The sequence below is a fragment of the Cellulomonas sp. McL0617 genome, assembly GCF_049994875.1.
Lineage (GTDB): Bacteria > Actinomycetota > Actinomycetes > Actinomycetales > Cellulomonadaceae > Cellulomonas.
Genome location: NZ_CP188256.1, coordinates 311,449 through 334,058 on the forward strand (window position 1 = coordinate 311,449; position 22,610 = coordinate 334,058).

The following is a 22,610-nucleotide window of genomic DNA, read 5'->3' on the forward strand; positions in this document are numbered from 1 at the left end:
CGTGTCGCCGCGTCCGGGTCCGCTTCGTCGTCACGCACGGGAGGGGACGATCCGTGCGCGCCGCCACTCGACTCGGGCGGCGATCGCGAGCACGACTGCGATCGCAGCCAGGACGAGGGTCACCATCCACTCGGCCTGCCCAGAACCCGCGTCCGGCGACGCCTCGAACAACGCCTCGATCCACTCCGGGCGCGCGAGGCTGAGCAGCGCGAGGCCGGCCGCGACCACCGACAGTGCGGAGGCCACCCACGCCATGGCTCGGTGCAGGCGTGCTCGCGGGGTGGAGCGCGACTCGCGGTCGGACGGGACGCCGGGCGTGACCATGGGGACTCCGGAGGTACGGGAAGGCGGGTGGCGTTCCTGTGGCCCGAGGCGAAGGGTCACCTGTACGGCGGAAGGTTGTTTCGAGCGCCGCCCGAATCCGCAGGTCAAGCTGGTGCCTGTCGATGCTCCTCGCGATGCGTCGAGCGCGTCAAGGCCCCCCGGAGCGCCGACAACCTGGCACTCGAGCCACGGTGATCGGACGTCGCCTGATCGAACAATTCCCGTGCACGTGATCCACGAGACGGTGTGTGCTCGCAAGCATGTCGATCGAGCTGAGCACGCCGGACGTCGGTCAGCTGGGCGCCGTCGTGGGTGCCCTTCGGGACTGGCAGGACGACGCCTCGCCGCTCCAGCTGCATCCGGGCGACCTCGGCTGGTTCTGGCGGTTCGGCGCGGAGGCGACAGCGGCGGCGGTTCGGACCTGGAGCCGAGACGGGCAGGTTCTCGCTCTTGGACTCCTCGACGGACCCGAGGTGCTGCGGATGACGGTCGCGCCGTCGGTCTGGCGCGACGAGGAGGTGGCTCGGCAGGTTGCCGCGGACGTCGTTGAGCCTGCCCGTGGCGTCCTGCCGGCGGGAAGGGTGTCCGTCGAGGCGCCCGACGGCACCCGCGTTCACGATCTGTTGGGCGAGGTGGGCTGGAGCGCCGGCGAGCCGTGGACACCGTTGCGCCGTGACCTCACGGGGCCGGTGGCAGCGACCAACGTGGCGATCGAGGTGATCGGGCCGGACCAGGCGTCCGACTGCACAACCGTCCTGAGGTCGGCGTTCGGCAGTACGCGATTCACGGAGGAGCGATGGCACGCGATGGCGTCGGGGTTGCCGTTCGCCGACGCGCGATGCCTGCTCGCCTACGACGACGTCGGCACAGCCGTGGCCGAGGTGACGGTGTGGTCGGCTGGTCTGGGGAAGCCAGGTCTGATCGAGCCCATGGGCGTTCACGCTGAGCATCGCGGTCGCGGCTATGGCCGCGCGATCTGCGTCGCCGCCGCGGGCGAGCTCAGGACGATGGGTTCGTCGAGTGTGCTCGTCTGCACCGAGAGCGCCCGTGCTGCGGCCGTCGCCACCTACCGGTCGGCCGGCTTTCAGAGGCTTCCGGAGCGCCTGGACCGATCGCGAGACGCCTAGGGCCCGAGCCGCCCCGCGAGGCCAACGAGGCGGCAGGTCAGAGGCCGTTTCTCCGGTGTGGGGGAGCCGTGGTTCGTGCTGCGCCGCGCCACCCGGAAGATGCCGTGGCCCATCACGTGCCTGAGGACGTGTGATCGGGCATTCTCGGAGAATGGTGGACCCAGCCAAGTGGTTGCTGACCGGACCCCAGCGGGCGAACCCGTGGACCCGGCTGGACGACCGCCATGGGGGCGACCGTGCGTGGTCGGAGGGCAATCTCGTGCAGCCCCTGATCCATGGAGCGACGTACTTCAGGGCTCTCTTCGACGCGCTCGAGGCGACCGGGCCGGGTGACCTGGTGCTGTTCACCGACTGGCAGGGCGACGCCGACGAGCGCCTGACCGGGGCGCCCGGGAGCGAGGTGGTCGAGGTGCTCAGTCGGGCCGACCAGAGAAACGTCGCGGTGCACGGGTTGGTGTGGCGGTCCCATCTCGACCAGGTGGGGTTCTTCGCGACGGAGAACCGCCACCTTGGTGAGCAGCTGCAGAAGCGCGGCGCCGAGGTGCTGCTCGACATGCGTGTGCGTGCCGGCGGTTCCCACCACCAGAAGTTCGTCGTGATCCGGCATCGTGACGACAGCGCGCGAGACGTGGCCTTCGTGGGCGGCGTCGACCTCGCCCACAACCGCAGGGACGACGCCGCGCACCGCGGGGACCCCCAGGCCCAGCCGCTGACCCACGAGTACGGCGCGCACCCGCCGTGGCACGACGTCCAGGTGGCCATCCGGGGGCCCGCGGTGTACGACGTGGAGACGGTCTTCAGGGAGCGCTGGAACGATCCCGCGCCGCTCTCGCGGGCGCCCTGGCGGCGCGCCGCCGACAAGCTGCGGAGCCTCGACAGCACGCCGAGCCACCTCCCCGAGCAGTGGCCGCCGCCACCACCCGCAGGTCCCCACACGGTGCAGCTCCTGAGGACCTATCCCCAGCTGGGTGTGGGCCGGGACTATCCCTTCGCCCCGCGCGGTGAGCGCAGCGTCGCCCGCGGCTACCAGAAGGCCGTGCGGCGGGCGGAGCGCCTCGTGTACGTCGAGGACCAGTACTTCTGGGGGCACGACGTCGCGCGGGTGTTCGAGCAGCAGCTGCGGGCGCGCCCCGGGCTGCGCATCGTCGTGGTGATCCCGCTGGTGCCCGACCTCGACGGTGTCAACCGGGTGCCGCAGCTGCTCGGGCGCCACCGCGCGATCGGCCGGCTCCAGGCCGTCGCCCCTGATCGCGTCGCGGCGTACGGCCTCGAGAATCAGGCCGGTGTCCCGATCTACGTGCATGCCAAGGTCTGCATCGTCGACGACACCTGGGCCAGCACCGGCTCGGACAACTTCAGCCGCCGCTCGTGGACCCACGACTCCGAGCTCAGTGCCGTCGTCCTCGACGAGTCCTACGCCCGCGACCTGCGGCTCACCCTCGCCGCGGAGCACCTGGACCGGCTCGACGAGGCCCCGGGGCGTGGCCTCGAGGCGACTATGGCCGACATCCTGGACCCGTCTGAGATGTTCGACGTCTACGCCGCTCACGCCGCCCGTCTCGACGAGTGGCACGAGGCCGGCAAGCACGGGCCGCGACCGCCCGGCCGGCTGCGACGGCTGCCGATGCCGCACCTCACTGCTCGCCAGCGGCTCGGCGCAGCGCTGCCGCTCGACCTGATCCAGGACCCCGATGGCCGACCACCGAACCTGCGGAGGGCCGACCGGTACTGAGGCGGCGACCACGTCGGGGTGCGGCGAGCGCGGAATGCTCGGACGGGAGCCCGGGCGGTGCCGACGGTCACGCGGAGACGGGACGCTCGAGGTAGGCCCACGACCTGTCTACGGACACCAGACGCCATCCCTCGGCGGCGTGCTCGCCCAAGGTTGCCTCGACGTCCCGCGCGAACGTCGGGTCGCTGTCGTCGGCGACGATCTTGACGAGCTTGTACTCGACTCCTGCCGGGTTCACCTCCGGGGCGGAGATCAGCAAGGGTGCGAGCCGGTCGGTGATGGAGACGAGGGACGCATAGATCTGGACGGCCGAGCGCGTACCTGCCAGAGCGGGGTCGACCCCACCCAGCACCAGGGTGTCGTCGAGCGCGTTCCTGACCTCCCAGTCACCGGCGAGCTCGCCTGTCAGGTCACCCGCGAAGGTGACTCGGACGTCGACGTCCCCGATCGTTGCCGTGAACGCCCGACCACCCTGTTCGGTGTCGGCCGGCTTCCACGTGGGTGTGATGGTCAACGGTGCTCTCCAGGATGACGGTGACACGCCGAGGGTACAGACCGCTTCCGGGCCTCGTCGGCGTTCGTCGTGACGTCGGGCTCTTAGAGTGAATGCATGTCGAGGACTGCGGCGCTGGTGCTCTACGGACTCGTGACACCACCTGAGGAGAACCGCCCATGACCGACACCCCGATCGACGGCGATCCCGTCACCCGAGTGCTCGAGCACGACATCACCTTCGGCGCGCCGAAGGCGGTGGGACGTGTGCAGATGCGACGCATCACCATGGCGCCGGGGGTCGCCTCCGGCCTGCACGTGCACAACGGCCCGGTCTTCGGCACGGTCCTGCGCGGTTCGGTCCTCTTCGGGGCCGCGGGGGAGCCGGTGCGGGTCCTGACCGCGGGGGATGTGTTCTTCGAGGCTGAGGGCGCTCCGATCGCGCACTTCGACGCTCAGGACGAGGGCGTCGAGTTCGTCGGCGTCTTCCCGCTCGCAGGCGACCAGGAGCCCGGCATCGGCTTCCCGGAGTGACGGGGCCCGTGGCGGTGGAAGCCGTTGCCCGCGTCGTGGTCTCGGGCCTCCAGGCGATGTCGACGCCGTGACCGCGGATATCCGCTGCGCATCGGGCCACCGCGGTGCTACCGTCTGCGCGATCGTGATCCGACGGCGGGAGGTGAGACCCATGAACGCAGTACCCACAGTGGGCGCTCCCTCGCAGTCCACGATCGCGCGACTGACGTAGTCGCCGCTGGGAGCGCCCGACAGGCACTTCGCGAAAGGCGACTCCCATGAACACAACACCTTCGTCCACGCCCCACCCCGCCTCGACGGCCCCCTCCGAGAGGCCGCGGGTCGGTGTCACGCGAGCCCTGGTCCTCGGCGGCGGCGGATCGACCGGCAACGCCTGGTTGATCGGCGTCATCGCCGGCCTGTTCGATGCCGGGCTGGACGTGACCGCACCCGACCTGACCATCGGGACGTCGGCCGGCTCGACGGCGGCGGCCCAGCTGGCCGGCGCGGCCCCGGCCGAGCTGTTTGCCGCGATCGTCGACGCCGCGCCCCCGCAACGGACCGGTGGCCCGGCCGGGCGCGTCCCGACCCGGCCGGTGGTCGACCACCTCGACCGGATCCGCACGATCATCGCGTCCGCCGTGGACGCGGCCGACATGCGCCGACGGATGGGTACGGCGGCGCTCGAGATGGATGCGGCCTCGGACGGCTCCTGGCCGGCGCAGTGGCGCACCACCGTCGCCGCGCGGCTGCCCGGTGGGCTCTGGCCGGATCGAGCGGTGCTCATCACGGCGGTCGACGCCCGGACCGGTGATCCGGTCGCGTTCGACCGCCACAGCGGTGTCGAGCTGGTCGACGCCGTCGCCGCCAGCTGTGCCAGCGGCCTTCCCTACCGGATCGGGGACGGCCGGTACATCGACGGCGGCTACCGGTCGAACGCCGAGAACGCCGACCTGGCAGCCGGGTACGCACGGGTGCTCGTGCTCTCGCCCTTCGGCGGCAGGTCGCTGCACCCGGCGGGCTGGGGGACGCATCTGGCCACCCAGGTCGACGAGCTCCGCGCACACGGCAGCAGGGTGGAGACGGTCTTCCCGGACAGCAGCGCCGAGCCGATGTTCGGCGCGAACGCGATGGATCTGTCGATGCGCCCGGCGGCCGCTCGGGCCGGGTATGACCAGGGCGCGACCCTCGCCGCACCGCTCAGCGAGCTCTGGCGCTGACGCCGGCGACCCGCGCCGCCGGTCGAGGACCGGTGGCGCGGGCGTCAGTGTCCGGCGAGCGCGTTCTTCACCAGCACGACCGCCACGGCGACCGCGAGCACCACCGCCGCATACAGGGCGGCGCGGGCCCTGGATCCGCCACCTCCGCGCATCGCGACGAAGCCCACGCCCGCGACGAACAGCGCCAGCACCAGCTCGGTGACCTCGAGCTCGGCGGACTCGGGGACGACGAGCACGGCGGCGGATGCCAGTGCGGCCACCACGACCGCACCGGTCAGCTGGGCGCCTGCAAGGTCGAGGTCGCGACGTCCGATGCCGCCCGCGCCCACCAGGCGCGTCGCCACCCGGAACGCGAACCAGTGCGCCAACGCCAGCCCGAGGGTGACGCCCCAGACGATCTCGAGCACCCGGGCATGGGAGCTGTCCGCGGTCGGGATCGCCGCGAGCGCGGCGAGCAGGCAGATCGACACGTACAGCGCCATCGTGTTGCGCTCGCGACGAAGCTCCACCGCCCGCTCGTCACCGGGATGCTCGACCTCTGGCTCCATGGGCTCATCCTCTCGGAACCGACCCGGGAGGGCGCAGCCCAGCCGATCGCGCGTCGCGCCGACGGTGTCGTCAACCGCGGCCTGAGAGCGTGACGGTCGTCAGTGGTGCGGGTGCGGCTCGGCCGGCAGGTCCGTGACGCCGGCCGCCCGGGCCTCCTGGCGGCGTCGTCGTGCCGACGGCACCGCGAGCGAGGCAAGGACCGCGAGGACGGCGACCCCGGCGCACACCCAGAACCCGTAGGTGAACGCCTGGTCGGTCGGCAACCCGTCTGCCGTGGTGTGGGACGTGATGACGGCAGCGACCACCGCCGTGCCGATGCTGCTGCCGACGGTCCGCGAGATCGCGTTGACGCCCGAGGCCTCGCCGGTCTGCGCGGGCGGGACCGCCTCGATGATCGCGTTGGCCATCGCCGCGAACGCCAGGCCGATGCCCGCGCCGGTGAGGACGCCGGAGCCGACGACCTGCCAGAGCTGGTCGTGCACGACGGCCGGCAGCGCGAACGCCGCCACCACCAGGGCCGTCCCCAGGGTCATCGGGACCTTCGGGCCGTACCTGCGGTCCAAGAGTCCCGAGAGCGGTCCGAACACGACCATCATCAGGACCGTCGGCAGCAGGAACAGCCCGGCCTCGGACACCGACTTGCCGAACCCGACCCCGGAGGTGGTCGGCAGCTCGAGCAGCGTCGGGACGAGCAGGAACGTGCCGAACATCGCGAAGCCGAGAGCCAGCGCGACGACGTCGGTGGCCCACACGCCGCGGTTCGTCATGAGGCGCACGTCGATCAGGGGCTGGGAGACGCGCAGCTCGACCAGCACGAAGACGACGAGCGCGACCACGCCGAGCCCGAACAGGCCGAGCGTCTTGCCCTCGAACCAGCCCCACGTCTCGCCCTTGCTGATGGCGAGCAGCACCGACACCAGACCGATCGTGAGGATCGCGGTGCCGACGACGTCCAGACGACCCGGCGTGCGGACGGGCGACTCCTTCATCCCGAAGATCGCCCCGAGCAGCGCGATCGCGACGAGGACGAGCGGCAGCCAGAACAGCCAGTGCCAGGACAGGTGCTCGACGATCGGTCCGGCGGCCACGATGCCGATGCCCGCGCCGACGCCGAAGATCGCCGACAGCAGACCGACGGTGACGCTGACCTTCTCGCGGGGGAGCTCGTCGCGGACGATGCCGATGGACAGGGGCAGGATCGCGCCGGCGGACCCCTGCAGCACGCGTGCGAGGACCAGCACCGGCAGGCTCGGGGCCAGCGCGGCCACCAGGGTGCCGACGGCCAGGGCGGTCAGGACGCCGATGAGGACGCGACGCTTTCCGGTCATGTCGCCGAGCCGCCCGAGGACCGGCGTGAGGACCGAGGCGGACAGCAGGTACGCGGTCAGGATCCAGCTCGCGTCCGCCGTGGTCGCTCCCAGGTCCTTCGCGATCACCGGCAGCGTGGGCGCGACCAGCGACTGGAGGACCGCGAACGCCAGACCGCCGAGCGACAGGTACAGCACCAGGAACCGTCCGGCAGCGGGCTTGTCGGCAAGGGGGGCGGTGGCGACGCCGGCCTCCGCGGTGGGGTGCGACATGACGGTCCTCGGTCTCGATGTACACGACTGTTGACCTATGGATAGCGCATGCGGTCGACCTAAGTCAACGATCGTTTACATCGGCCCGGGTCGGGCACTAGGTTGAGCACGTGAGCGGGACCGAGGTCGCACCGAGGCGACGCGACGCCGACGGCACCCGGCAGCTGCTCCTCGCGGCCGGTCGGCGCCGGTTCGCGACCGACGGGTACGCCGCGACGACGGTCCGGAACATCGCCGACGACGCCGGAGTCAACGTCGCGCTGATCAGCCGCTACTTCAGCTCGAAGGAGGGCCTGTTCGAGGCGTGCCTGACGGGTGCCGCCGACGAGCTGGAACGCTCGCTGGAGCGTGACGCGACCCTCGGCGAGGTGGCTGACCGGATCGTTCGTCAGCTCACCGCGCCCGACGCGGTCGACCGCCCCAACCAGCTGCTGCTGCTCGTGCGGACCTCCGGCGACGAGCGGGCGGAGCTGATCCGGACGCGAACGCTGCGGTCGTTCGCGGAGAGGCTCGCCGCGATCGCCGGTGGGCCTCCGGAAGACCACGAACGGCGTCTGCTCGGTGCGCAGCTGGTGGTCGCGGCCGGCTTCGGCATCTCGATCACGCGCTCATGGATGGGCGTCGACCCCCTGGGCTCCGCCGGGTACGACGAGCTGGTCGGACCGGTCCACGACCTGCTCGTCGCCCTCCTGCGACCCGATCAGTCACCCGCCCGGTGAGGCCTCGGGCACTGCGACCGTGAACCTCGCCCGGACCTCAGGCGAACGTACGAGTTGCGCAGAGGCTCGGCCGCCCGGCTTGCTCGGTCGTGCGAGGCTACGGTCGTCCGCGGACGAGATCGCAGGGGAGGTCCGGATGGCGCAGGAGCCCGATGCTGGGACGCTCGATCCCGAGGCGTACGACCGTCGGAGGTCGACGCTCCGGTGGGCGTTCGGCTCCGTCGCCGGCCTGTGCCTCATCGGGCTCGGGCTGCTGTGGTGGCTGCTCGGGCCGTTCGTCGCGCTCCTCGCGGCGGTCTGGGGCGGGCTCGTCCTCGCGATCTACTACCGGTCCGCCACCCGTCGGGCCGAGCGGCTGAGCGTGCGCCCGCCCGTCAGCGAGTGGTCCGCGGTCCCGGCGGCGCTCGGCGCGGCGACCTCGCAGACCACGCTCGCGGCCGCGAGCGCGATGACGGACCTCGACGTCCGCCGGGTGCGGGCGGCCCGCACCCAGGGTGGCGACCGAGCGGCGATGACCGAGATCCACCACCAGAGGCCCGCCCTGTCCCCGGTCGTCGTGGCGGAGATGCTCCGGATGCTCTGAGCCGCCGTACCGTGCACACGTGCCGTCCTACCGCGTGAGTGCCGCCGTCGGGCTGCTGCAGCCGGGTGTCGACGCCCCCGACGTGCTGCCGCAGGCGGTGCAGGTGGCCGAGTCGTTCACCACCGTGGAGGCGTTCGACGTGAGCGTCGTGCGGGGTCAGGCGCGGGTGACGGTCCGGTTCGAGGCGGCCGACGACCAGTACGCGCGCCGCGTCGGCTGGGCCGTGCTGGCCCGTCTGGACGAGCTGGCCGAGATCAGCGGGCGGTCGGTCACGCGCCGGTTCGGGTCGCGCTGGTACCCGGTCCGGGCGCAGACGAGCTGATCAGGCCGGGCCCAGCTCCTCGGCGGCCTTGGCGATGCGCCGGGTGCGCGTCTCCGCCGTCTTGGCGGCCTCGATCGGCTCGATGATCGCGCGCTTGCGGCTGAAGGACAGGGCGTCCAAGGCCGCGCGGCCGCCGTCCGAGAGGGCGGCGGCGAGGTCGTCGGGGACCGCGATCGTGCGAGGTGCGGCGTCGTGCTCGATGTCGACGTCGACCTCGTCGCCCGCCGCGATCCCCGCCCCCGCGCGGTTCTCGGCGCTCACCGGGAGGAGCGTCCGGCCGCCGTACGGCGTGACCGTGCTGCGGTAGGAGTACCCGTTGATCGTCACGACGACTGGGAAGCGTGCGCCGCGGTCCATGGCCTCGACCACGTCCGCGGGCACCTGCAAGCCGGTCGCCGACTTGCCGCTGAGCTCGAGAACCGTCCGGAAGCGCATGGCCCCGACACTACGGGTCAGAGCAGCGGCTCGCCCTGCCCCAGGACCAACGGCTCGCCCAGCGGTCGTGCCGCGCGGGCCCGGCCCTGGCCGCTGGGGGTCGCGGGCACGTAGCGGTGAGCGACGACGAGGCTGGGCTGGTGCGCATCGGACGCCTCGACCAGCACAGCCGGTCCGTCGCCGGCCTCCGGGGTCGCCAGCGAGCCGTACCAGGCGACCGCGCCGCGGGCCGCGCCCGAGGAGCGGACCCACTCCCGGGCGACGTGCTGCGCCTGGGCCGGGTCTCCGTCGAAGCTGCGCACCTGCGGCCCCTCGGCGCCGTCGACGAGCGCGAAGGGCTGAGGAGCGGCCGGGGTGGTCAGGACCTGCTCGAGCGCGTGCTCGAGGGCACCGAGCGCGATGTCCTGCGCCGCCGCGGACGGCGGGACCGGGAGCTCGGCCGGGGTGCGGGGCAGGTCGTCCGCGGCCAGCCGCGGGGTCGGCAGCTCGGCCCGGGGAGGCGTCGATGCCGCCGCAAGATGAGCCGCCGCGTTGGTCACGTACTCGCCCACCCACTGCGGCGTGCACCCGGAGACCCACCGAGTGCGGACGTCCGTCAGCGGGAGCGCGGCGTCCAGCCCCGTCGCCGACACGACGGTGGGCGTCGGGTCGTCGGAGCCGTGGTGCAACGCCCACCGGGCGCCCGGGACGCGCGCGATCAGCAGGTCGCCGACGCCCACGCCGAGGGCCAGGATCATGGCCGCGGGCGGTGCCGACGCCGGGAGGGCCGCCCAGGACGTCCGAGCGTGGTCCAGGAGCGCTCCGACGGCCGACGGGTCGGTCACGTCGACGCCCGCCGACCGCAGGTTGTCGCGCGCGCGGTCGAGGTGCACCGTCTCGGCCGGGGTGAGGGTGCGGATGCCCGGGGCGATGTCGACGGCGCCGGACGCGGGTGGGGGCAGCGTCGAGCGCGCATCGTTCATGCGGGCGGGATCGACCGCCTCGAGGGGCTCCTTGAGTCCCGCGCCCCTGATTCCACCCGTTGCCAGAAGACACTCGTCCGAGCGCGGTCCGAAGTGCACCGAAGTGCCCGATGACGACCCGCGTGCGCCCGGGACCGGGTGGCCTTCGTCGGGCGCGGGGTGGCGTGCACGGCCTCGGCGGCTACCCTGACCTGACGCGGGGGGCCGTGTCCCTGTTCGCCGTCCCGGAGACCGACATCCGCCGACCAGCACGCAGCATCACCGCCGCCGTGACCGCCGTCCTGGTCGTCGGCGTGGCGGGTGGTGCCTGGGCGTGGGACGCCCACCGGGACGACGTCGCCGCCCAGCAGACGGCTCAGTCGCAGGCCGAGGACCGGGCCGCTGCGGTCGTCGACGCACAGGACGCCGATGTCGACGGCGCGGTCGGGCGTGACGCCGCCCTCGACCGAGCGCAGGCCGCCGCCGTCCTGGCCGTTGCCCGCGCGGACCTGCAGCAGGCCAGCGACACGGCCAGCGCCACGCTGGTCGCGACCGACGGACAGGTGGGCGACGACGCCGTCCGCCAGGCGCTCGTGGCCCAGGTCACCGCAGCGGACGCCGCCCTCGGCGCGGTCCCGGCGGCACCGTCGGACAACACCCCTGCATCGTCGCCGGGCACCACCAGCTACGGCGCCGCGGACCTGCGGACGTTCACCGCGGCGCTCGCGGCCGCGAACGCGGCTGTCCTCACCGCCCACGACGCGTGGTCGCAGCAGCAGGTCGCCGCATCCGCAGCCGCGAAGGCCGCGAAGGCCGCGACACCGAAGCCGCCCAAGGTCGCTGCGCCGACCAAGGCGCCATCCTGCGGCACCACCTACACCGGGCCGCCGTTCTACACGTCCCCGCCGACGGTCGGCGGCGACGGCTCCAACGGAAAGCTCCCGCCGAGCGCCCTGACCGCGATCTCGTGGACCAAGGACCCGCACGGCACGCCGTACTACCTGCGCTCCGATGCCGCCGCGGCGCTCGAACGCCTCGACGTGGCGTTCCGGTCGGCGTTCGGGCACAACCTCGGCCTCGACCTGACGTACCGGGACTACGACACGCAGGTCGCCATGCGGGCGGCGCTGGGCACGGTCGCCGCCGTCCCCGGCACGTCGACGCACGGCACGGGGCTGGCGCTCGACGTGCCCGAGCTGCCCTGCGAGTACGGCTGGGACACCCCGCAGCGCACCTGGCTGGTGACGCACGGCCCGACGTACGGCTGGACCTCGCCCGCGTGGGCACACCAGAACGGCTCCAACCCCGAGTACTGGCACTTCGACTACGTCGGCTGATCGCACTCCACAGACCACGCGCATGGGACGCTGAGGGCTCGACGAGGTGCAGAGCATCGAGCTCAGCCGCACCTGCCTCGGTCCGGTCACCTTCGGGACGGAGCGGGAGCCCGTGGCCGAGCTGGTGGTGGACCGACCCGACCCGCTCGACCCGACCCGCTCGACGAGACGACCTGGAGGCTCTGAGCAGCGCTCAGGCGGGAGGCCGGACCGCGTCGGCGCGGTTCGGCACCGTGAGCAGGGAGACGGCGGCGCCCCCGGCAAGCAGCCCGGCGCAGACCAGCAGGGCGATCCGGTAGGCGGGTTCGAGGGTGGCGGGGTCGGTGAGCGACGAGCCGACGCCCGCCGCGAGCGGAAGCACGGCGATGGAGAGCAGACCGGCCACGCGGGCGACCGCGTTGTTGACCCCGCTCGCCGCACCGGCCAGGTGGTCGGGCGCAGCGGCCAGGGCGGTCGTCGTGAGCGGCGCGACCGTGGCCGACAGGCCGAGCCCGAACACGAGGATCCCCGGCAGCACGTGCGTGAGGTACGGGGTGTCGGGCGTGACGCCCAGCAGCAGGACGACGCCGACCGCGCACACCAGCGGGCCGATCGTCATCGGGAGCTTGGGGCCGATGATCGTGCTCAGCGCACCGGCCCGCGGCGACAGCAGGAGCATGAGCACGGTGACCGGCAGGGGTGCCAGACCTGCCTCGAGCGGTGAGTAGCCGGCGACGACCTGCAGGGTCACGACGAGGAAGAAGAAGACCCCCGAGATCGCCGCGTAGATCAGCAGCGTGGCCGCGTTCGTGCCCGAGAACGGCCGCCAACGGAAGAGGGCGGGCGGCAGGATCGGGGCGGCGGCGCGCGACTCGACGACGACGAACGCCGCCAGCGCCAGGACACCGAGCAGGAGCGTCCCGACGACCACGGCATCGGGGCTCCCCGACGCGGTCCAGGCGGTGAACCCGTAGGTCAGGCCGGCGAGGCCGAGCGCCCCGAGTGCCGTCCCGGCGACGTCGAGCCGCTTGGACGCGGTCGCGTCCGCACTCTCCGGGACGTGCCGCATGGTCACCGCGACGACGACGACGGCCAGCGGAAGGTTGATCCCGAACACCCAGCGCCACGACGCCACCTGGACGATCCAGCCGCCGAGGAACGGTGCGATCGCGCCGGCGATGCCGCCGAGCCCCGACCACGCCCCGATCGCCCGGCCGCGGTCCGTGCCCGTGAACGTCGACTGCAGGATGGCGAGCGACCCGGGGGTCAGCAGCGCGCCGCCCACTCCTTGCAGCGCCCGAGCGGCGATCAGCAGGCCGACCGTGGGCGCGATCGCGCAGACCAGCGACGCGGCCGCGAACCACACCACGCCGAACAGGAAGATGCGCCGCCGCCCGAACCGGTCGCCCAGCGAGCCGCCGAGCAGCAGGAACGCCGCCAGGGTCAGGGCGTACGCGTTGACGGTCCACTGGAGGTCCGCCGTGGTCGCGTCGAGGTCGTCGGCGATGTTGGGCAGGGCGATGGTGACGACGGTCGCGTCGATGAAGGCGATCGCGGAGCCGAGGACGGTCGCGAGCAGCACCCAGCGACCACGCGCCGAGGCATAGACGATGGGGTCGGGACCGGCAGGGACGGTCATTCGCGAGGTCGGTCGCGGTCCTTGCTCGGCTGCACCCGTTTGGGCTCACCCGGCATCTTCGGGTACTCGGGCGGGTACGGCAGGTCGCCCTCGCCCTCGTCGGACTCCTGCCGTTCGGCCAGCTCGAGCAGCGACTCGATGGAGTACCGCGGGGTGGTCCGGGCGACCAGCGGCGCGAAGAGGTCGCCCACCTCGGCGAACCGTGCGGGCATCGTCCTCACCGTGAAGTCGTCAGGCGCGACGTCCGCCACCTCGTCCCAGCGCAGGGGAGCGGACACGGTCGCGCGCGGGTTGGTGCGGATGGAGTACGCCGAGGCGATCGTGCGGTCGCGCGCCATCTGGTTGTAGTCGATGAAGATCTTCTGGCCGCGCTCCTCCTTCCACCACCTCATGGTCACCTCGGACGGCATGCGCCGCTCGAGCTCGCGACCGAACGCGATGGTGGCGCGGCGTGCCTCGACGAACGACCAGCGCGGCTCGATGGGCACGAAGATGTGGATCCCGCGGCCGCCCGACGTCTTCGGTGTGCCCTCCATGCCGTGCTCCTGGAGGAGCTCCCGCACGTGCGGTGCGACGCGCGCGGCGTCGGAGAAGTCGGTGCCCGGCTGAGGGTCGAGGTCGATGCGGATCTGGTCGGGCGACTCGACGTCGTCGCCCAGCACGGGCCACGGGTGGAACGTCAACGTGCCCAGGTTGGCCGCCCACGCCACCACCGCCAGCTCGCTGGGGGCGACCTCGTCGGCGGTGCGGCCGCTGGGGAAAGCGATCCGGGCCGTCCTGACGTAGTCGGGCGCGCCCTGCGGCACGCGCTTCTGGTAGAACGCGTCGCCCGTCGAGTCCATCCGCGTGGCCAGCTTGGCGCCCTCGAACACGCCCTTGGGCCAGCGCTCCAGGGTGGTCGGCCGATCGAGCAGCGCGCCCAGGATGCCGTCGCCCACCGAGACGAAGTACTGCACGACGTCGAGCTTGGTCAGGCCCAGCTCGGGGAAGTAGAGCTTGTCGGGGCTGCTCACGCGCACGGTCCGACCCTCGACCTCGAGCTCGACCGCGGGGACCTTCGACGGGGACATGCTGCTCAACCTAAGGCGTGCGTCCGGCACGCGCCCAGGGTCCCGGAGCCGCCGGGGTCAGCCCGCACCGATCAGCCCCCGCTGGTGCGCCACCGACACCGCCTCGGCCCGCCCCGAGACCCCGAGCTTGGCCAGCAGGTTCGAGATGTGCACGGAGACGGTCTTGCCAGAGATGTACAGCTTCTCGCCGATCTGTCGGTTGGACAGCCCCTGCGCGACCAGCGCCAGCACCTCCGCCTCCCGCGCGGTCAGCACGTCGGCGCCCGCGACGCGCACGCCCGGCAGGTCCAGCCGCCCGCGCCGAGCGAGTCCCCGGACCGCGGTGGCCAATGGCACGGCGCCCATCGCGTCGGACTCGCGCAGGGCCGTCCCGGCCTCCGCGAGCGCACCCTCCCGGTCACCGCCCTCGAGCAGCGCCTCGGCCAGCCGGAACCGGGTGCGCGCCACCTCGTAGCGGTAGCCGTAGTCGAACTCGTGCAGGGTGGCGCGCCACAGCTCGGGGTCGTTGGTGCCGACGAGCCGCGAGTGCTCGGCGTGCGCGCGCGCGAGCCAGGCCCGGCCCTCGGGGCCCATGGTCCCGCCGCGCGGCCGACCGCGGTCCGCGGTCTCGACCGCCCTCTGCAGCAGGCGCGCGCCGGTGGCGAGCGCCGCCGACACGTCCTTGCCGAGCAGCCGGTCCTGCTGCGTCTGGTCGGCCAGCGCGGCGAGCGCGAGCGCGACGAGCCAGATGCCGCCGAGGAAGTAGTCCGACCAGGTGCGCCACAGGTACTCCAGCAGCCGCAGGGCCAGCGCGACGGCACCCTCGAGGTCCCCGCGCCAGGTCAGGGCGTCGACCGTGCACCCGCCCCCGACGAGCGCGATGAACCCGTCGCGGTGCCAGGACTGCTCCAGCGCGAACCCGCGCTCGGCGGCGTCGGCGTCCCCGCGGGCCACGGCCGCGTACAGGGCCTGCGACCGCAGCACGTCCGCCAGCTCGTCGGGTGCGCCGCCCAGGTCGGCCGCACCCAGGTCGCCCATGACGTAACGGACCAGGTTGACGAACATGTGCAGCTCGAGGCCGTACGCGCTCCACGTCATGCCGAGCGCCTGTGCGCGGCCAACCCCTTCGGTGGCGAGCCGCGCGGCCTCGGGCAGGTCGCCCGCGTAGTAGCGGTTGGCCGTCAGGTTGAACATCGTGCGCAGCTCGGTCACGTAGTCGCACGCCTCGCGCGCCCGCGTCAGGGCAGCGTCGAGCAGCTCGGCCGCGCGGTCGGCGTCGTCGACGACGAGCACCGCGAGGGTGGTCAGGGCGTCGGACTCCGCGTCGGCGGCACCGGCGGCGCGGGCCACGATCACCGCCTCCTGCGCGCTCTCGTCGGCCTCCTCGTCGAAGTCGGCGTTCAGGGCCGCGCGGGCGTACGCCGCTAGGGCCCACGCCCGGGCGGCGCTGTTGCCGGTCGGGAGCGCGTCGCGCGCCAGCGACGCCTCGCGCATCGCCTCGTCGGCGTCGTCCGTTGCCAGCAGGTACCGCGCGAGGACCGTGCGCAGCATGGCCTGCCGCTCGACCTGCGGTGTGGTCTCGTCGACGGCCGCGCGCGACAGCTGGACGGCGCGGTCGGCCTGTCCGGCCCGGGAGGCGGCGGCCGCCGCGGCGTCCAGCACGTCGGGGTGGTCCTCCGCGAGCGTCCGGGTGACCTCCGGGACCGCCCCCCACAGGCGCAGCACGACCTCGAGGTGCCGCAGCTCCTCGGCCGGGGCGAGGACGCTGCGCGCCTGGTGGGCGGCGTCGAGCGAGGCGAGCAGGGCGGTCGGCAGGTCGGGCGCGCGCAGCGCGTGCGAGGCGAGCTGCGAGGAGGGGCCCAGCGTCGGGTCGTCGCGCAGCACCCGCAGGTAGGCGCGGTGCAGCGCGGACTGCTCGCCGGGCAGGAGGTCGGTGTAGACCGCCTCGGCGAGCAGGGCGTGGCGGAACGCGATCCGCTCGTCCTCCCCGCCCAGGATGTGGTGCGCGACGGCCTCGCGGAGCGCCGCGTCGAACGCGCCCGGAGCCGTCAGCAGCGCGTCGCCGTCCGCGGTCACGACCGCGCGCAGCAGCGGCTCCGACACCCGGCGACCCGCCGCCGACGCCACCCGCGCGAGGCGCTGCACGGACGGGTCGAGCTGTTCGAGGCGCGCGCGCAGCACGTCCGCGAGCGACCACGGCAGCTCGTCGGCCATCACGCCGTCCGTCCCCGCCTCCATCAGCTCCTCGGCGAAGTAGGCGTTGCCCTCCGAGCGGTCGATCACCCGCCGCAGCGTGCGCTCCTCCAGCGGCGCTCCCGCCAGCGCGGTGGTGAACTCCCGGACCTCGGCGTCGGTGAACGGTGCGAGGTCCAACCGCTCGACGCGTGGGTGCCGGGCCAGCTCCGCGGCCACGGGCCGCCAGGGGTGTCGACGGTGCAGGTCGTCCGTGCGGTAGCTCGCGACGACCACGAGGTGCTGGTCGCGCAGCCGCGAGACGAGGAAGCGCAGCACGTCGCGGCTGGACGCGTCGGCCCAGTGCAGGTCCTCCAGCACGAGCAGCAGGGGGTGCCCGGGCACGCCGACGGCGGCGAGCGCCTCGACCAGGCCGTCGAACAGCTGAAGCCGGCTGGACTGGTCGTCGAGCGGGCCGGTGGCGCCCGTCGGCCCGGGCAGCAGGCGGGCCAGGGCGGGCCGGTCGGCGACGACGGCGTCGACCGCATCGGGATCCAGCGCGCGCAGCTGGGCGAGCGCCTCCGCGAACGGCAGGTAGGGCAGACCGATCTCGCCCAGGTCCACGCAGTGGCCGATGACGACGCGGCCGCCAGACGCCTCGGCCAGCTCCGCGACGTGCCGCAGGAGCCGGGTCTTGCCGACGCCGGCGTCCGCCGCGATGAGGACCGCGGTGGGCTCGCCGGCGTCCGCGCGCCGCAGGGCCAGCGTGAGCTGGTCGACCTGCGGCGCGCGTGCCACGAACGGTGTGCTCATCGAGCCACGTGCCATGCTCCCGATCCTCGCAGGAGCCACCCACGCGCGGCACTGATTAGCGGGTGGGTGGGACGCACGGGCCGCAGCCGCCCGTCGGGCCGGACCACCCGCGCGTCCCGCGTCGGGCGCCGCAGCGCCGTCGACATGCGGTCCCGGCGGTAGGCGAGCTCGCCGTCGAGGGCGGTTCCCCAGAATTCAGCCATGGTGTTCCTCCTCTGTACCGCCGGACGGTTTCCGACGACTCGTTGCTGACATCCACGAATCTCGTCGTGAGGGAGGGGGTACCGGATCGGTCGACCGACCGGTTGTGGGGTCGTGCTCGTCGCCCATCTGCCCTGAGGTGCCTCTGAGGTGGTCTGAGGCACCTCAGACGGGGGCACGATGGGGCGATGGAGCTCCTGCAGGTCGCCCAGCGGGCGACCGACCTCGACCGCGCGGCGACGTTCTACGCGGACCTGCTCGGCACCGCGCCGACGGCCCGCTTCGACCCACCTGGGCTGCTGTTCTTCGACCTCGCCGGCGTCCGGCTGCTCCTCGACGTCAACGCGCCCAGCGCGCTGCTCTACCTGCTGGTGGACGACCTCGAGGGCACGGTCGACCGGTTGCGATCGGCGGGGGTCAGCATCGAGTCCGAGCCGCACATGATTTTCCGGCACGCGGACGACACGCTCGGCCCGGCCGGGACCGACGAGTGGCACGCGTTCGTGCGCGACTCGGAGGGCAACCTCGTCGGGCTGGTCAGCAGGCGGTCCTGAGCCCTGGGACCTCCGACCCTGGCGCCCGGGCGAAACCTCACCGGGCCGTGACTGCCGGCGGGGCTTCACCCGGACGCGCGCGGGCACCGCCCGGGCGGGAGGCCCCCGACTCGGGCACCCTAGTCAGATGGGCGACGTCCGGGACCTCCGCAGCGCGGCGAGCGCGCGGCGCGCCGACGCGCACGTGGTGGACGCCCAGCTCGTCGTCGAGGCCGAGCGCTCCGCCCCACGCACGGCGCGGCACTGGGTGATGCGGGCCATCGCCGAGGCAGGCGTCGGCGGGTCCGCCAACCAGGTCGTCGAGCTGCTCACCGGCGAGCTCGTCGCGAACGCCGTCGTGCACGGTCCGCCCGACCGCTCCGTGACGGTCCGCGTGCGGATCGACGCCACCGTCGTCCGCGTCATGGTGAGCGACGCCGGAGGCGGTGTGCCGACGGTCGGGCACCCCGAGCCGACGGCTCCGAGCGGTCGCGGGCTGGCCCTCGTCGAGGCCCTGTCGTCGGACTGGGGGACGCTCGGTCGGCCCGACGGGAAGACCGTCTGGTTCGAGGTTCCCGCCGACGACTGAGGTCTGCGTGGGGGGCAGCTGCGCCTTCCCGACGGATCGGATGCGCCCTGGCCTGCGGTTCGGCGGTGCGCGTGGCGCCCGTCCGGCGTAGTTTCGGGGCGTACTCGAGGGACAGCCATCGGCGGACGAGGGGCAGCGACACCATGAGCGACGAGGGCCAGAAGGGGTCGACGGCGACCCGGTTGCCCGAGATCAGCGCAGAGGTGCGCGAGGACGGCACCGGCGAGATCTCGATCGACGGAGTCATCGAACGGATCACCAAGGCCAACCTCGCGGAGGCGGGCGCGGCCATCACGTCGCGCATCGCCGAGGTTGCCGGGACCGTCGGGCAGCCAGTCCCCGTGCAGGTGCGCGACCCCGAAGGGCTGTGGTCGCTGATGATCCACCCGGACGGCGTGGTCGACGAGGCGCCGGCTCCGCCTGCTGAACCCCGCCCGTCGACGAACGGGTCGCCGGCCGTCAGCGAGAAGGACTCCGTCGCCGCGGTGGCGGGTCTGCCGGAGGTGGCACCGGCCGCGCCCGTCGCCCCGCCCAGCACCGTCGGCCGGGGACCCGTCGCGAAGCGCGCCGACGCGCCGTCGACCCCCGCCCCGCCTCCCCAGCCCGCGCCTCCGGCAGCGTCCGGCCCGCTCCCGACGCTCGACGACCTGCTCGCCGCTCGGCACCCCGTCGTGACCGGCGGACCCGCCGAGCACGGCTGGCGGCACGGCGTCCGGCGGGTCACGCTCGGCGCGGTCAAGCCCGGTCCCGGCAAGTCCGAGCGGCGTCGTCGCGCCTCGTCGGCTTCCGTTCGCCGGACTCTCGACGGGCCCAAGACCATCGTCGTCATCAACCCCAAGGGCGGCGCCCACAAGACGACCGCGACGATGCTCATGGCGGCGACGTTCGGCCTGCAACGCGGTGGGTACACGCTCGCGTGGGACAACAACGAGACCCGCGGGACGCTCGGCTGGCGCTCGTCGCACGCCGACCACACCCGTACCGCGGTCGACCTGCTGGACGCCCTGCCCACGCTGGGCGAAGAGGGGACGGTGCGCATCGGCGACCTCGACGGCTTCGTCCGCACGCAGCCGACCGAACAGTTCGACGTGCTGGCCTCCGACGAGAACTCGGCGTCGGCGTCGTCCGTGGACGCCCGGTCGTTCGCCGACCTGCACCAGGTGCTCTCGCGGTTCTACCGGGTGATGGTCATCGACACGGGCAACAACATGCGCGCCTCCAACTGGCAGGCCGCGATCGACGCGGCCGACCAGATCGTCGTCGTGTCGACCATCCGCGAGGACACCGCCCAGTCGGCCGCGTGGGCCCTGGACGCCCTGCGCTCGACGGGGCACGAGGAGGCCGTCCGTCGCGCGGTCACGGTGCTCTCCGCACCCGAGCCCAAGGTGGACAAGGACCTGCGCAAGCGGCTGCGCACGCACTTCGGGGCCCTGACTCGCACGGTCGTCGACGTCCCCCACGACAAGGCCCTCGTGGCCGGCGGACCCATCGACTACGAGGCCCTGGAGCAGCGGACCCGCGACGCCTGGCTGCAGGTGACCGCGGTGGTCGCCGACGGGCTGTGACGCGGGCGCAGCCCCGCAGCCGGCGGGTGCAAGATCGGGCCGGCTGACGACACAGGTGAGGTGTAGGCCATCGCCGACCCCGGGAGCACCGTGCCACCGCGCAGCACGTCCACGTCCGAGACCGCGGGCGACGCCGTGCTCGAGGGCGCCGAGCCGGACGCCGTCGGCCCGGTGCACGACGGCCCCTGGTTCGAGGCGCTGGTCCGCGCGCACGCCGCCGCGGTGCACCGGTTCCTGGTCCGTCGCGTGGGTCGCGACGAGGCCGACGACCTCGCGGCCGACGTGCTCACCACCGCGTGGCGCCGGCGGGACGACATCCCCGACGGCGCCGAGCTGCCGTGGCTGTACCGGACCGCGGGGTTCGTCGTCGCGAACCACCGCCGCAAGGGCCGTCCGGAGCCCGTCGGGGACGTCCCGGACGACGCGCTCGGCTCGGACGACCCGGCGGCCCAGCTCGTCGAGGACGAGCAGGTGCGGGCCGTGCTCGGTGCGCTGGGCGCCCGCGACCGGCAGATCCTGCTGCTGAACGCGTGGGAGGGGCTCGTCGGCGAGGGCCTCGCCGCCGTGCTGGGCGTGTCCCGGGGGGGTGCCGATGCGGCGCTGAGCCGCGCCCGCGCCCGACTGCGTGAGGCCTGGGCCGCCGCCGAGGCCTGACGTCGGCGCAGCTGTGGCTGCAAGGTCTGAGCGCGTCGCGACACATACGCAGCAGAGGACCACCCCGCTCAGGAGGCGACGCGATGACCGACGACGACCAGCCCCAGCACGACCGCCGCGACGAGGCCGACGACACCGCGTTCGCGCGGCTGCAGGCGGCCGACCCTGCCCGCGGCTCCGCCCCCGACCTGGCGTCCGTGCTCGCGGCCGTGACCGCGTCGACGGGCGTCGTCGTGACCGAGGAGACGATCCTCGTCGACGAGCTCGCGGTGCGCCGTGCGCGGCGCGCGCCCCGCTGGCTGCAGGTGGCGGCGCTCGTCGCGGGGATCGCCGTCATCGGCGGCGGGAGCTACGCGCTCGGGGGGGCCCGCGCGGGCACGACGCCGGTCGCGGCCCCGGCCGCGGCGCCCGCGATGAACCTCACGGGTGGCGGCCGCGGCGCGGCGGACTCGGCGGCTGCTCCGCAGTCAGCCGAGAGCCTCGCCGGGGGTGCGGCCGGCGCGGACGCCAAGATCGCCGGCTGGGGGTTCGGGCGGACGGTCTTCACGGCCAAGGGCCTGTCGAGCGACGGGGGCAACGCAGCGGCGTACGGCTTTGACGCCGCCTCGACGTACTCGCAGGCGACGGCCGAGAAGGCCGCGGCGGCCCTCGGGGTCTCCGGCACCGCCCAGCAGCAGTACGGCACGTGGACCGTCGGGCCCAACGACGGCACCGCGCCGAGCGTGTCGGTCTCGTCGGACGGCCTGACGAGCCTGTCCTACTACGACCCCACCCGTGACCCGTGGACGTGCATCAAGGCCGGCATGGTCCCCATCCAGCCGCCCACGCCCGACGCCGCGAACGACGGGGCCGGCACCGACGCCGTCGCGCCGCCGGGTCCCGTCACCTGCCCGACCGGCCCTGGCACCGGCCCCGCGCCGAGCGCCGACGCGGCCGTCGGCCAGGCCAAGGACACGATGACCGCGCTCGGTGTCGACCCGTCGGGCTTCGAGTTCGAACCGTCGACCGACACGTCCGGCGCCCAGGTCACCAGCGTGTCGGCGTACCAGGTGGTCGACGGCCAGCGGTCCGGGGTGTCCTGGAACTTCACGGTCGTGTCGTCCGGGATCCAGTCGGTCAACGGCTCGCTCGCGCCGACGGTCCCGCTCGGGGACTACGCCGTGGTCAGCCCGACGGACGCGGTCGCCCGGCTCACCGACCCGCGCTTCGGGCCGAGCTACGGCGGCATCATGCCGATGGCGGCGGCGGGCGCCGCGAGCGGGTCGGCGACGTCCGACGTCGCGCCCGCGCCCTCGGACGAGCCGACCGTCCCGGCGACGCCCGCGGCCGGGAGCCCGCTGGCCTGGCCCGTGCAGCACGTGACCATCGTGTCGGCGCGCCTCGGTCTCGCCCAGACGACGTTGCCCGACGGAGCGTCCGTCCTGGTCCCGACGTACGAGCTCGCCGACGCCGACGGCACGACCTGGACCGTCATCGCGGTGGCCGACACGGGCCTGGACTTCGCCGGCTGACCTCCCCGACCACGGCCGGCCCGCGCCTGGA

General features: G+C 73.6%; 23 protein-coding genes. 13 read left to right on the forward strand and 10 right to left on the reverse strand.

All coding sequences use genetic code 11. The features are described 5' to 3' along the window. Nucleotides 1–30: 30 nt before the first annotated feature. A complete protein-coding gene (locus tag ACPPVS_RS01470; protein ID WP_426594192.1) occupies nucleotides 31–324 on the reverse strand; it encodes a hypothetical protein in 294 nt (97 codons plus the stop codon). A gap of 260 nt (nucleotides 325–584) precedes the next feature. On the opposite strand from ACPPVS_RS01470, the gene ACPPVS_RS01475 reads away from it, so the two are divergent. Together ACPPVS_RS01475 and ACPPVS_RS01480 are read left to right on the forward strand one after the other, a co-directional pair. Then, complete coding sequence (locus ACPPVS_RS01475; RefSeq protein ID WP_426594193.1) at nucleotides 585–1,451, forward strand: GNAT family N-acetyltransferase; 867 nt, start codon at nucleotides 585–587, stop codon at nucleotides 1,449–1,451. Between the two features lie 151 nt (nucleotides 1,452–1,602). Further along, nucleotides 1,603–3,183, forward strand: a complete 1,581-nt coding sequence (locus tag ACPPVS_RS01480; protein WP_426594194.1) for a phospholipase D-like domain-containing protein — start codon at nucleotides 1,603–1,605, stop codon at nucleotides 3,181–3,183. 67 nt (nucleotides 3,184–3,250) lie between these two features. Here the strand turns inward: ACPPVS_RS01480 and ACPPVS_RS01485 are convergent, their stop codons facing one another. Beyond that, nucleotides 3,251–3,697, reverse strand: a complete 447-nt coding sequence (locus ACPPVS_RS01485) for a hypothetical protein (protein WP_426594195.1) — start codon at nucleotides 3,695–3,697, stop codon at nucleotides 3,251–3,253. 158 nt (nucleotides 3,698–3,855) lie between these two features. On the opposite strand from ACPPVS_RS01485, the gene ACPPVS_RS01490 reads away from it, so the two are divergent. After that, the gene (locus ACPPVS_RS01490; RefSeq protein WP_426594196.1) at nucleotides 3,856–4,209 is read left to right on the forward strand and encodes a cupin domain-containing protein; all 354 of its coding nucleotides are present in this window, start codon (nucleotides 3,856–3,858) and stop codon (nucleotides 4,207–4,209) included. A gap of 257 nt (nucleotides 4,210–4,466) precedes the next feature. Next, nucleotides 4,467–5,408, forward strand: a complete 942-nt coding sequence (locus ACPPVS_RS01495; protein WP_426594197.1) for a patatin-like phospholipase family protein — start codon at nucleotides 4,467–4,469, stop codon at nucleotides 5,406–5,408. A 44-nt stretch (nucleotides 5,409–5,452) separates the two neighbouring features. Here ACPPVS_RS01495 and ACPPVS_RS01500 read toward each other — a convergent pair whose 3' ends face one another. After that, nucleotides 5,453–5,956 (reverse strand): hypothetical protein, encoded by a 504-nt coding sequence (locus ACPPVS_RS01500; RefSeq protein ID WP_426594198.1) that lies wholly within the window; start codon nucleotides 5,954–5,956, stop codon nucleotides 5,453–5,455. A gap of 99 nt (nucleotides 5,957–6,055) precedes the next feature. Further along, a complete protein-coding gene (locus ACPPVS_RS01505; RefSeq protein ID WP_426594199.1) occupies nucleotides 6,056–7,537 on the reverse strand; it encodes an MFS transporter in 1,482 nt (493 codons plus the stop codon). A 110-nt stretch (nucleotides 7,538–7,647) separates the two neighbouring features. Here ACPPVS_RS01505 and ACPPVS_RS01510 point away from each other — a divergent pair, with 110 nt between their 5' ends. From ACPPVS_RS01510 to ACPPVS_RS01520, 3 genes are all read left to right on the forward strand, one after another. Continuing rightward, nucleotides 7,648–8,256 carry a TetR/AcrR family transcriptional regulator gene (locus tag ACPPVS_RS01510; protein WP_426594200.1) on the forward strand — a complete coding sequence of 203 codons (609 nt, stop codon included), beginning with the start codon at nucleotides 7,648–7,650 and terminating at the stop codon, nucleotides 8,254–8,256. A gap of 136 nt (nucleotides 8,257–8,392) precedes the next feature. Beyond that, the gene (locus tag ACPPVS_RS01515) at nucleotides 8,393–8,839 is read left to right on the forward strand and encodes a hypothetical protein (protein ID WP_426594201.1); all 447 of its coding nucleotides are present in this window, start codon (nucleotides 8,393–8,395) and stop codon (nucleotides 8,837–8,839) included. Nucleotides 8,840–8,858: 19 nt separating this feature from the next. After that, nucleotides 8,859–9,161: a hypothetical protein gene (locus ACPPVS_RS01520; RefSeq protein ID WP_426594202.1), complete on the forward strand. Its 303-nt coding sequence runs from the start codon at nucleotides 8,859–8,861 to the stop codon at nucleotides 9,159–9,161. Here the strand turns inward: ACPPVS_RS01520 and ACPPVS_RS01525 are convergent, their stop codons facing one another. Together ACPPVS_RS01525 and ACPPVS_RS01530 are read right to left on the reverse strand one after the other, a co-directional pair. Further along, the gene (locus ACPPVS_RS01525) at nucleotides 9,162–9,596 is read right to left on the reverse strand and encodes a DUF1905 domain-containing protein (protein ID WP_426594203.1); all 435 of its coding nucleotides are present in this window, start codon (nucleotides 9,594–9,596) and stop codon (nucleotides 9,162–9,164) included. Between the two features lie 17 nt (nucleotides 9,597–9,613). After that, on the reverse strand, nucleotides 9,614–10,558 hold the full coding sequence (locus tag ACPPVS_RS01530) for a hypothetical protein (protein WP_426594204.1): 945 nt from the start codon (nucleotides 10,556–10,558) through the stop codon (nucleotides 9,614–9,616). A gap of 110 nt (nucleotides 10,559–10,668) precedes the next feature. On the opposite strand from ACPPVS_RS01530, the gene ACPPVS_RS01535 reads away from it, so the two are divergent. Beyond that, entirely contained in the window at nucleotides 10,669–11,874 is a 1,206-nt protein-coding gene (locus ACPPVS_RS01535; RefSeq protein WP_426594205.1) for a M15 family metallopeptidase, read from the forward strand. A 193-nt stretch (nucleotides 11,875–12,067) separates the two neighbouring features. On the opposite strand, the gene ACPPVS_RS01540 is transcribed toward ACPPVS_RS01535, so the two are convergent. Genes ACPPVS_RS01540 through ACPPVS_RS01555 form a run of 4 tightly spaced genes read right to left on the reverse strand, consistent with a single transcriptional unit; the run spans nucleotide 12,068 to nucleotide 17,729 of the window. Beyond that, nucleotides 12,068–13,492, reverse strand: coding sequence for an MFS transporter (locus ACPPVS_RS01540; protein ID WP_426594206.1), 1,425 nt, complete (start codon nucleotides 13,490–13,492; stop codon nucleotides 12,068–12,070). After that, nucleotides 13,489–14,562, reverse strand: a complete 1,074-nt coding sequence (locus ACPPVS_RS01545) for a DNA polymerase domain-containing protein (protein ID WP_426594207.1) — start codon at nucleotides 14,560–14,562, stop codon at nucleotides 13,489–13,491. Before ACPPVS_RS01545 ends, ACPPVS_RS01540 begins: the two co-directional genes overlap by 4 nt. A 57-nt stretch (nucleotides 14,563–14,619) precedes the next feature. Further along, entirely contained in the window at nucleotides 14,620–17,526 is a 2,907-nt protein-coding gene (locus ACPPVS_RS01550) for a helix-turn-helix transcriptional regulator (protein WP_426594209.1), read from the reverse strand. Next, nucleotides 17,523–17,729 (reverse strand): hypothetical protein, encoded by a 207-nt coding sequence (locus ACPPVS_RS01555; protein ID WP_426594210.1) that lies wholly within the window; start codon nucleotides 17,727–17,729, stop codon nucleotides 17,523–17,525. The genes ACPPVS_RS01550 and ACPPVS_RS01555 overlap by 4 nt, the downstream gene beginning before the upstream one ends. A gap of 186 nt (nucleotides 17,730–17,915) precedes the next feature. On the opposite strand from ACPPVS_RS01555, the gene ACPPVS_RS01560 reads away from it, so the two are divergent. From ACPPVS_RS01560 to ACPPVS_RS01580, 5 genes are all read left to right on the forward strand, one after another. Continuing rightward, nucleotides 17,916–18,281: a VOC family protein gene (locus ACPPVS_RS01560; protein WP_426594211.1), complete on the forward strand. Its 366-nt coding sequence runs from the start codon at nucleotides 17,916–17,918 to the stop codon at nucleotides 18,279–18,281. Between the two features lie 127 nt (nucleotides 18,282–18,408). After that, nucleotides 18,409–18,849 carry an ATP-binding protein gene (locus ACPPVS_RS01565; protein ID WP_426594212.1) on the forward strand — a complete coding sequence of 147 codons (441 nt, stop codon included), beginning with the start codon at nucleotides 18,409–18,411 and terminating at the stop codon, nucleotides 18,847–18,849. A 143-nt stretch (nucleotides 18,850–18,992) separates the two neighbouring features. After that, nucleotides 18,993–20,414, forward strand: coding sequence for a MinD/ParA family ATP-binding protein (locus tag ACPPVS_RS01570; RefSeq protein ID WP_426594213.1), 1,422 nt, complete (start codon nucleotides 18,993–18,995; stop codon nucleotides 20,412–20,414). Nucleotides 20,415–20,504: 90 nt separating this feature from the next. Continuing rightward, nucleotides 20,505–21,068 (forward strand): RNA polymerase sigma factor, encoded by a 564-nt coding sequence (locus ACPPVS_RS01575; RefSeq protein ID WP_426594214.1) that lies wholly within the window; start codon nucleotides 20,505–20,507, stop codon nucleotides 21,066–21,068. Nucleotides 21,069–21,151: 83 nt separating this feature from the next. Beyond that, on the forward strand, nucleotides 21,152–22,579 hold the full coding sequence (locus ACPPVS_RS01580; protein WP_426594215.1) for a hypothetical protein: 1,428 nt from the start codon (nucleotides 21,152–21,154) through the stop codon (nucleotides 22,577–22,579). Nucleotides 22,580–22,610: the final 31 nt, after the last annotated feature.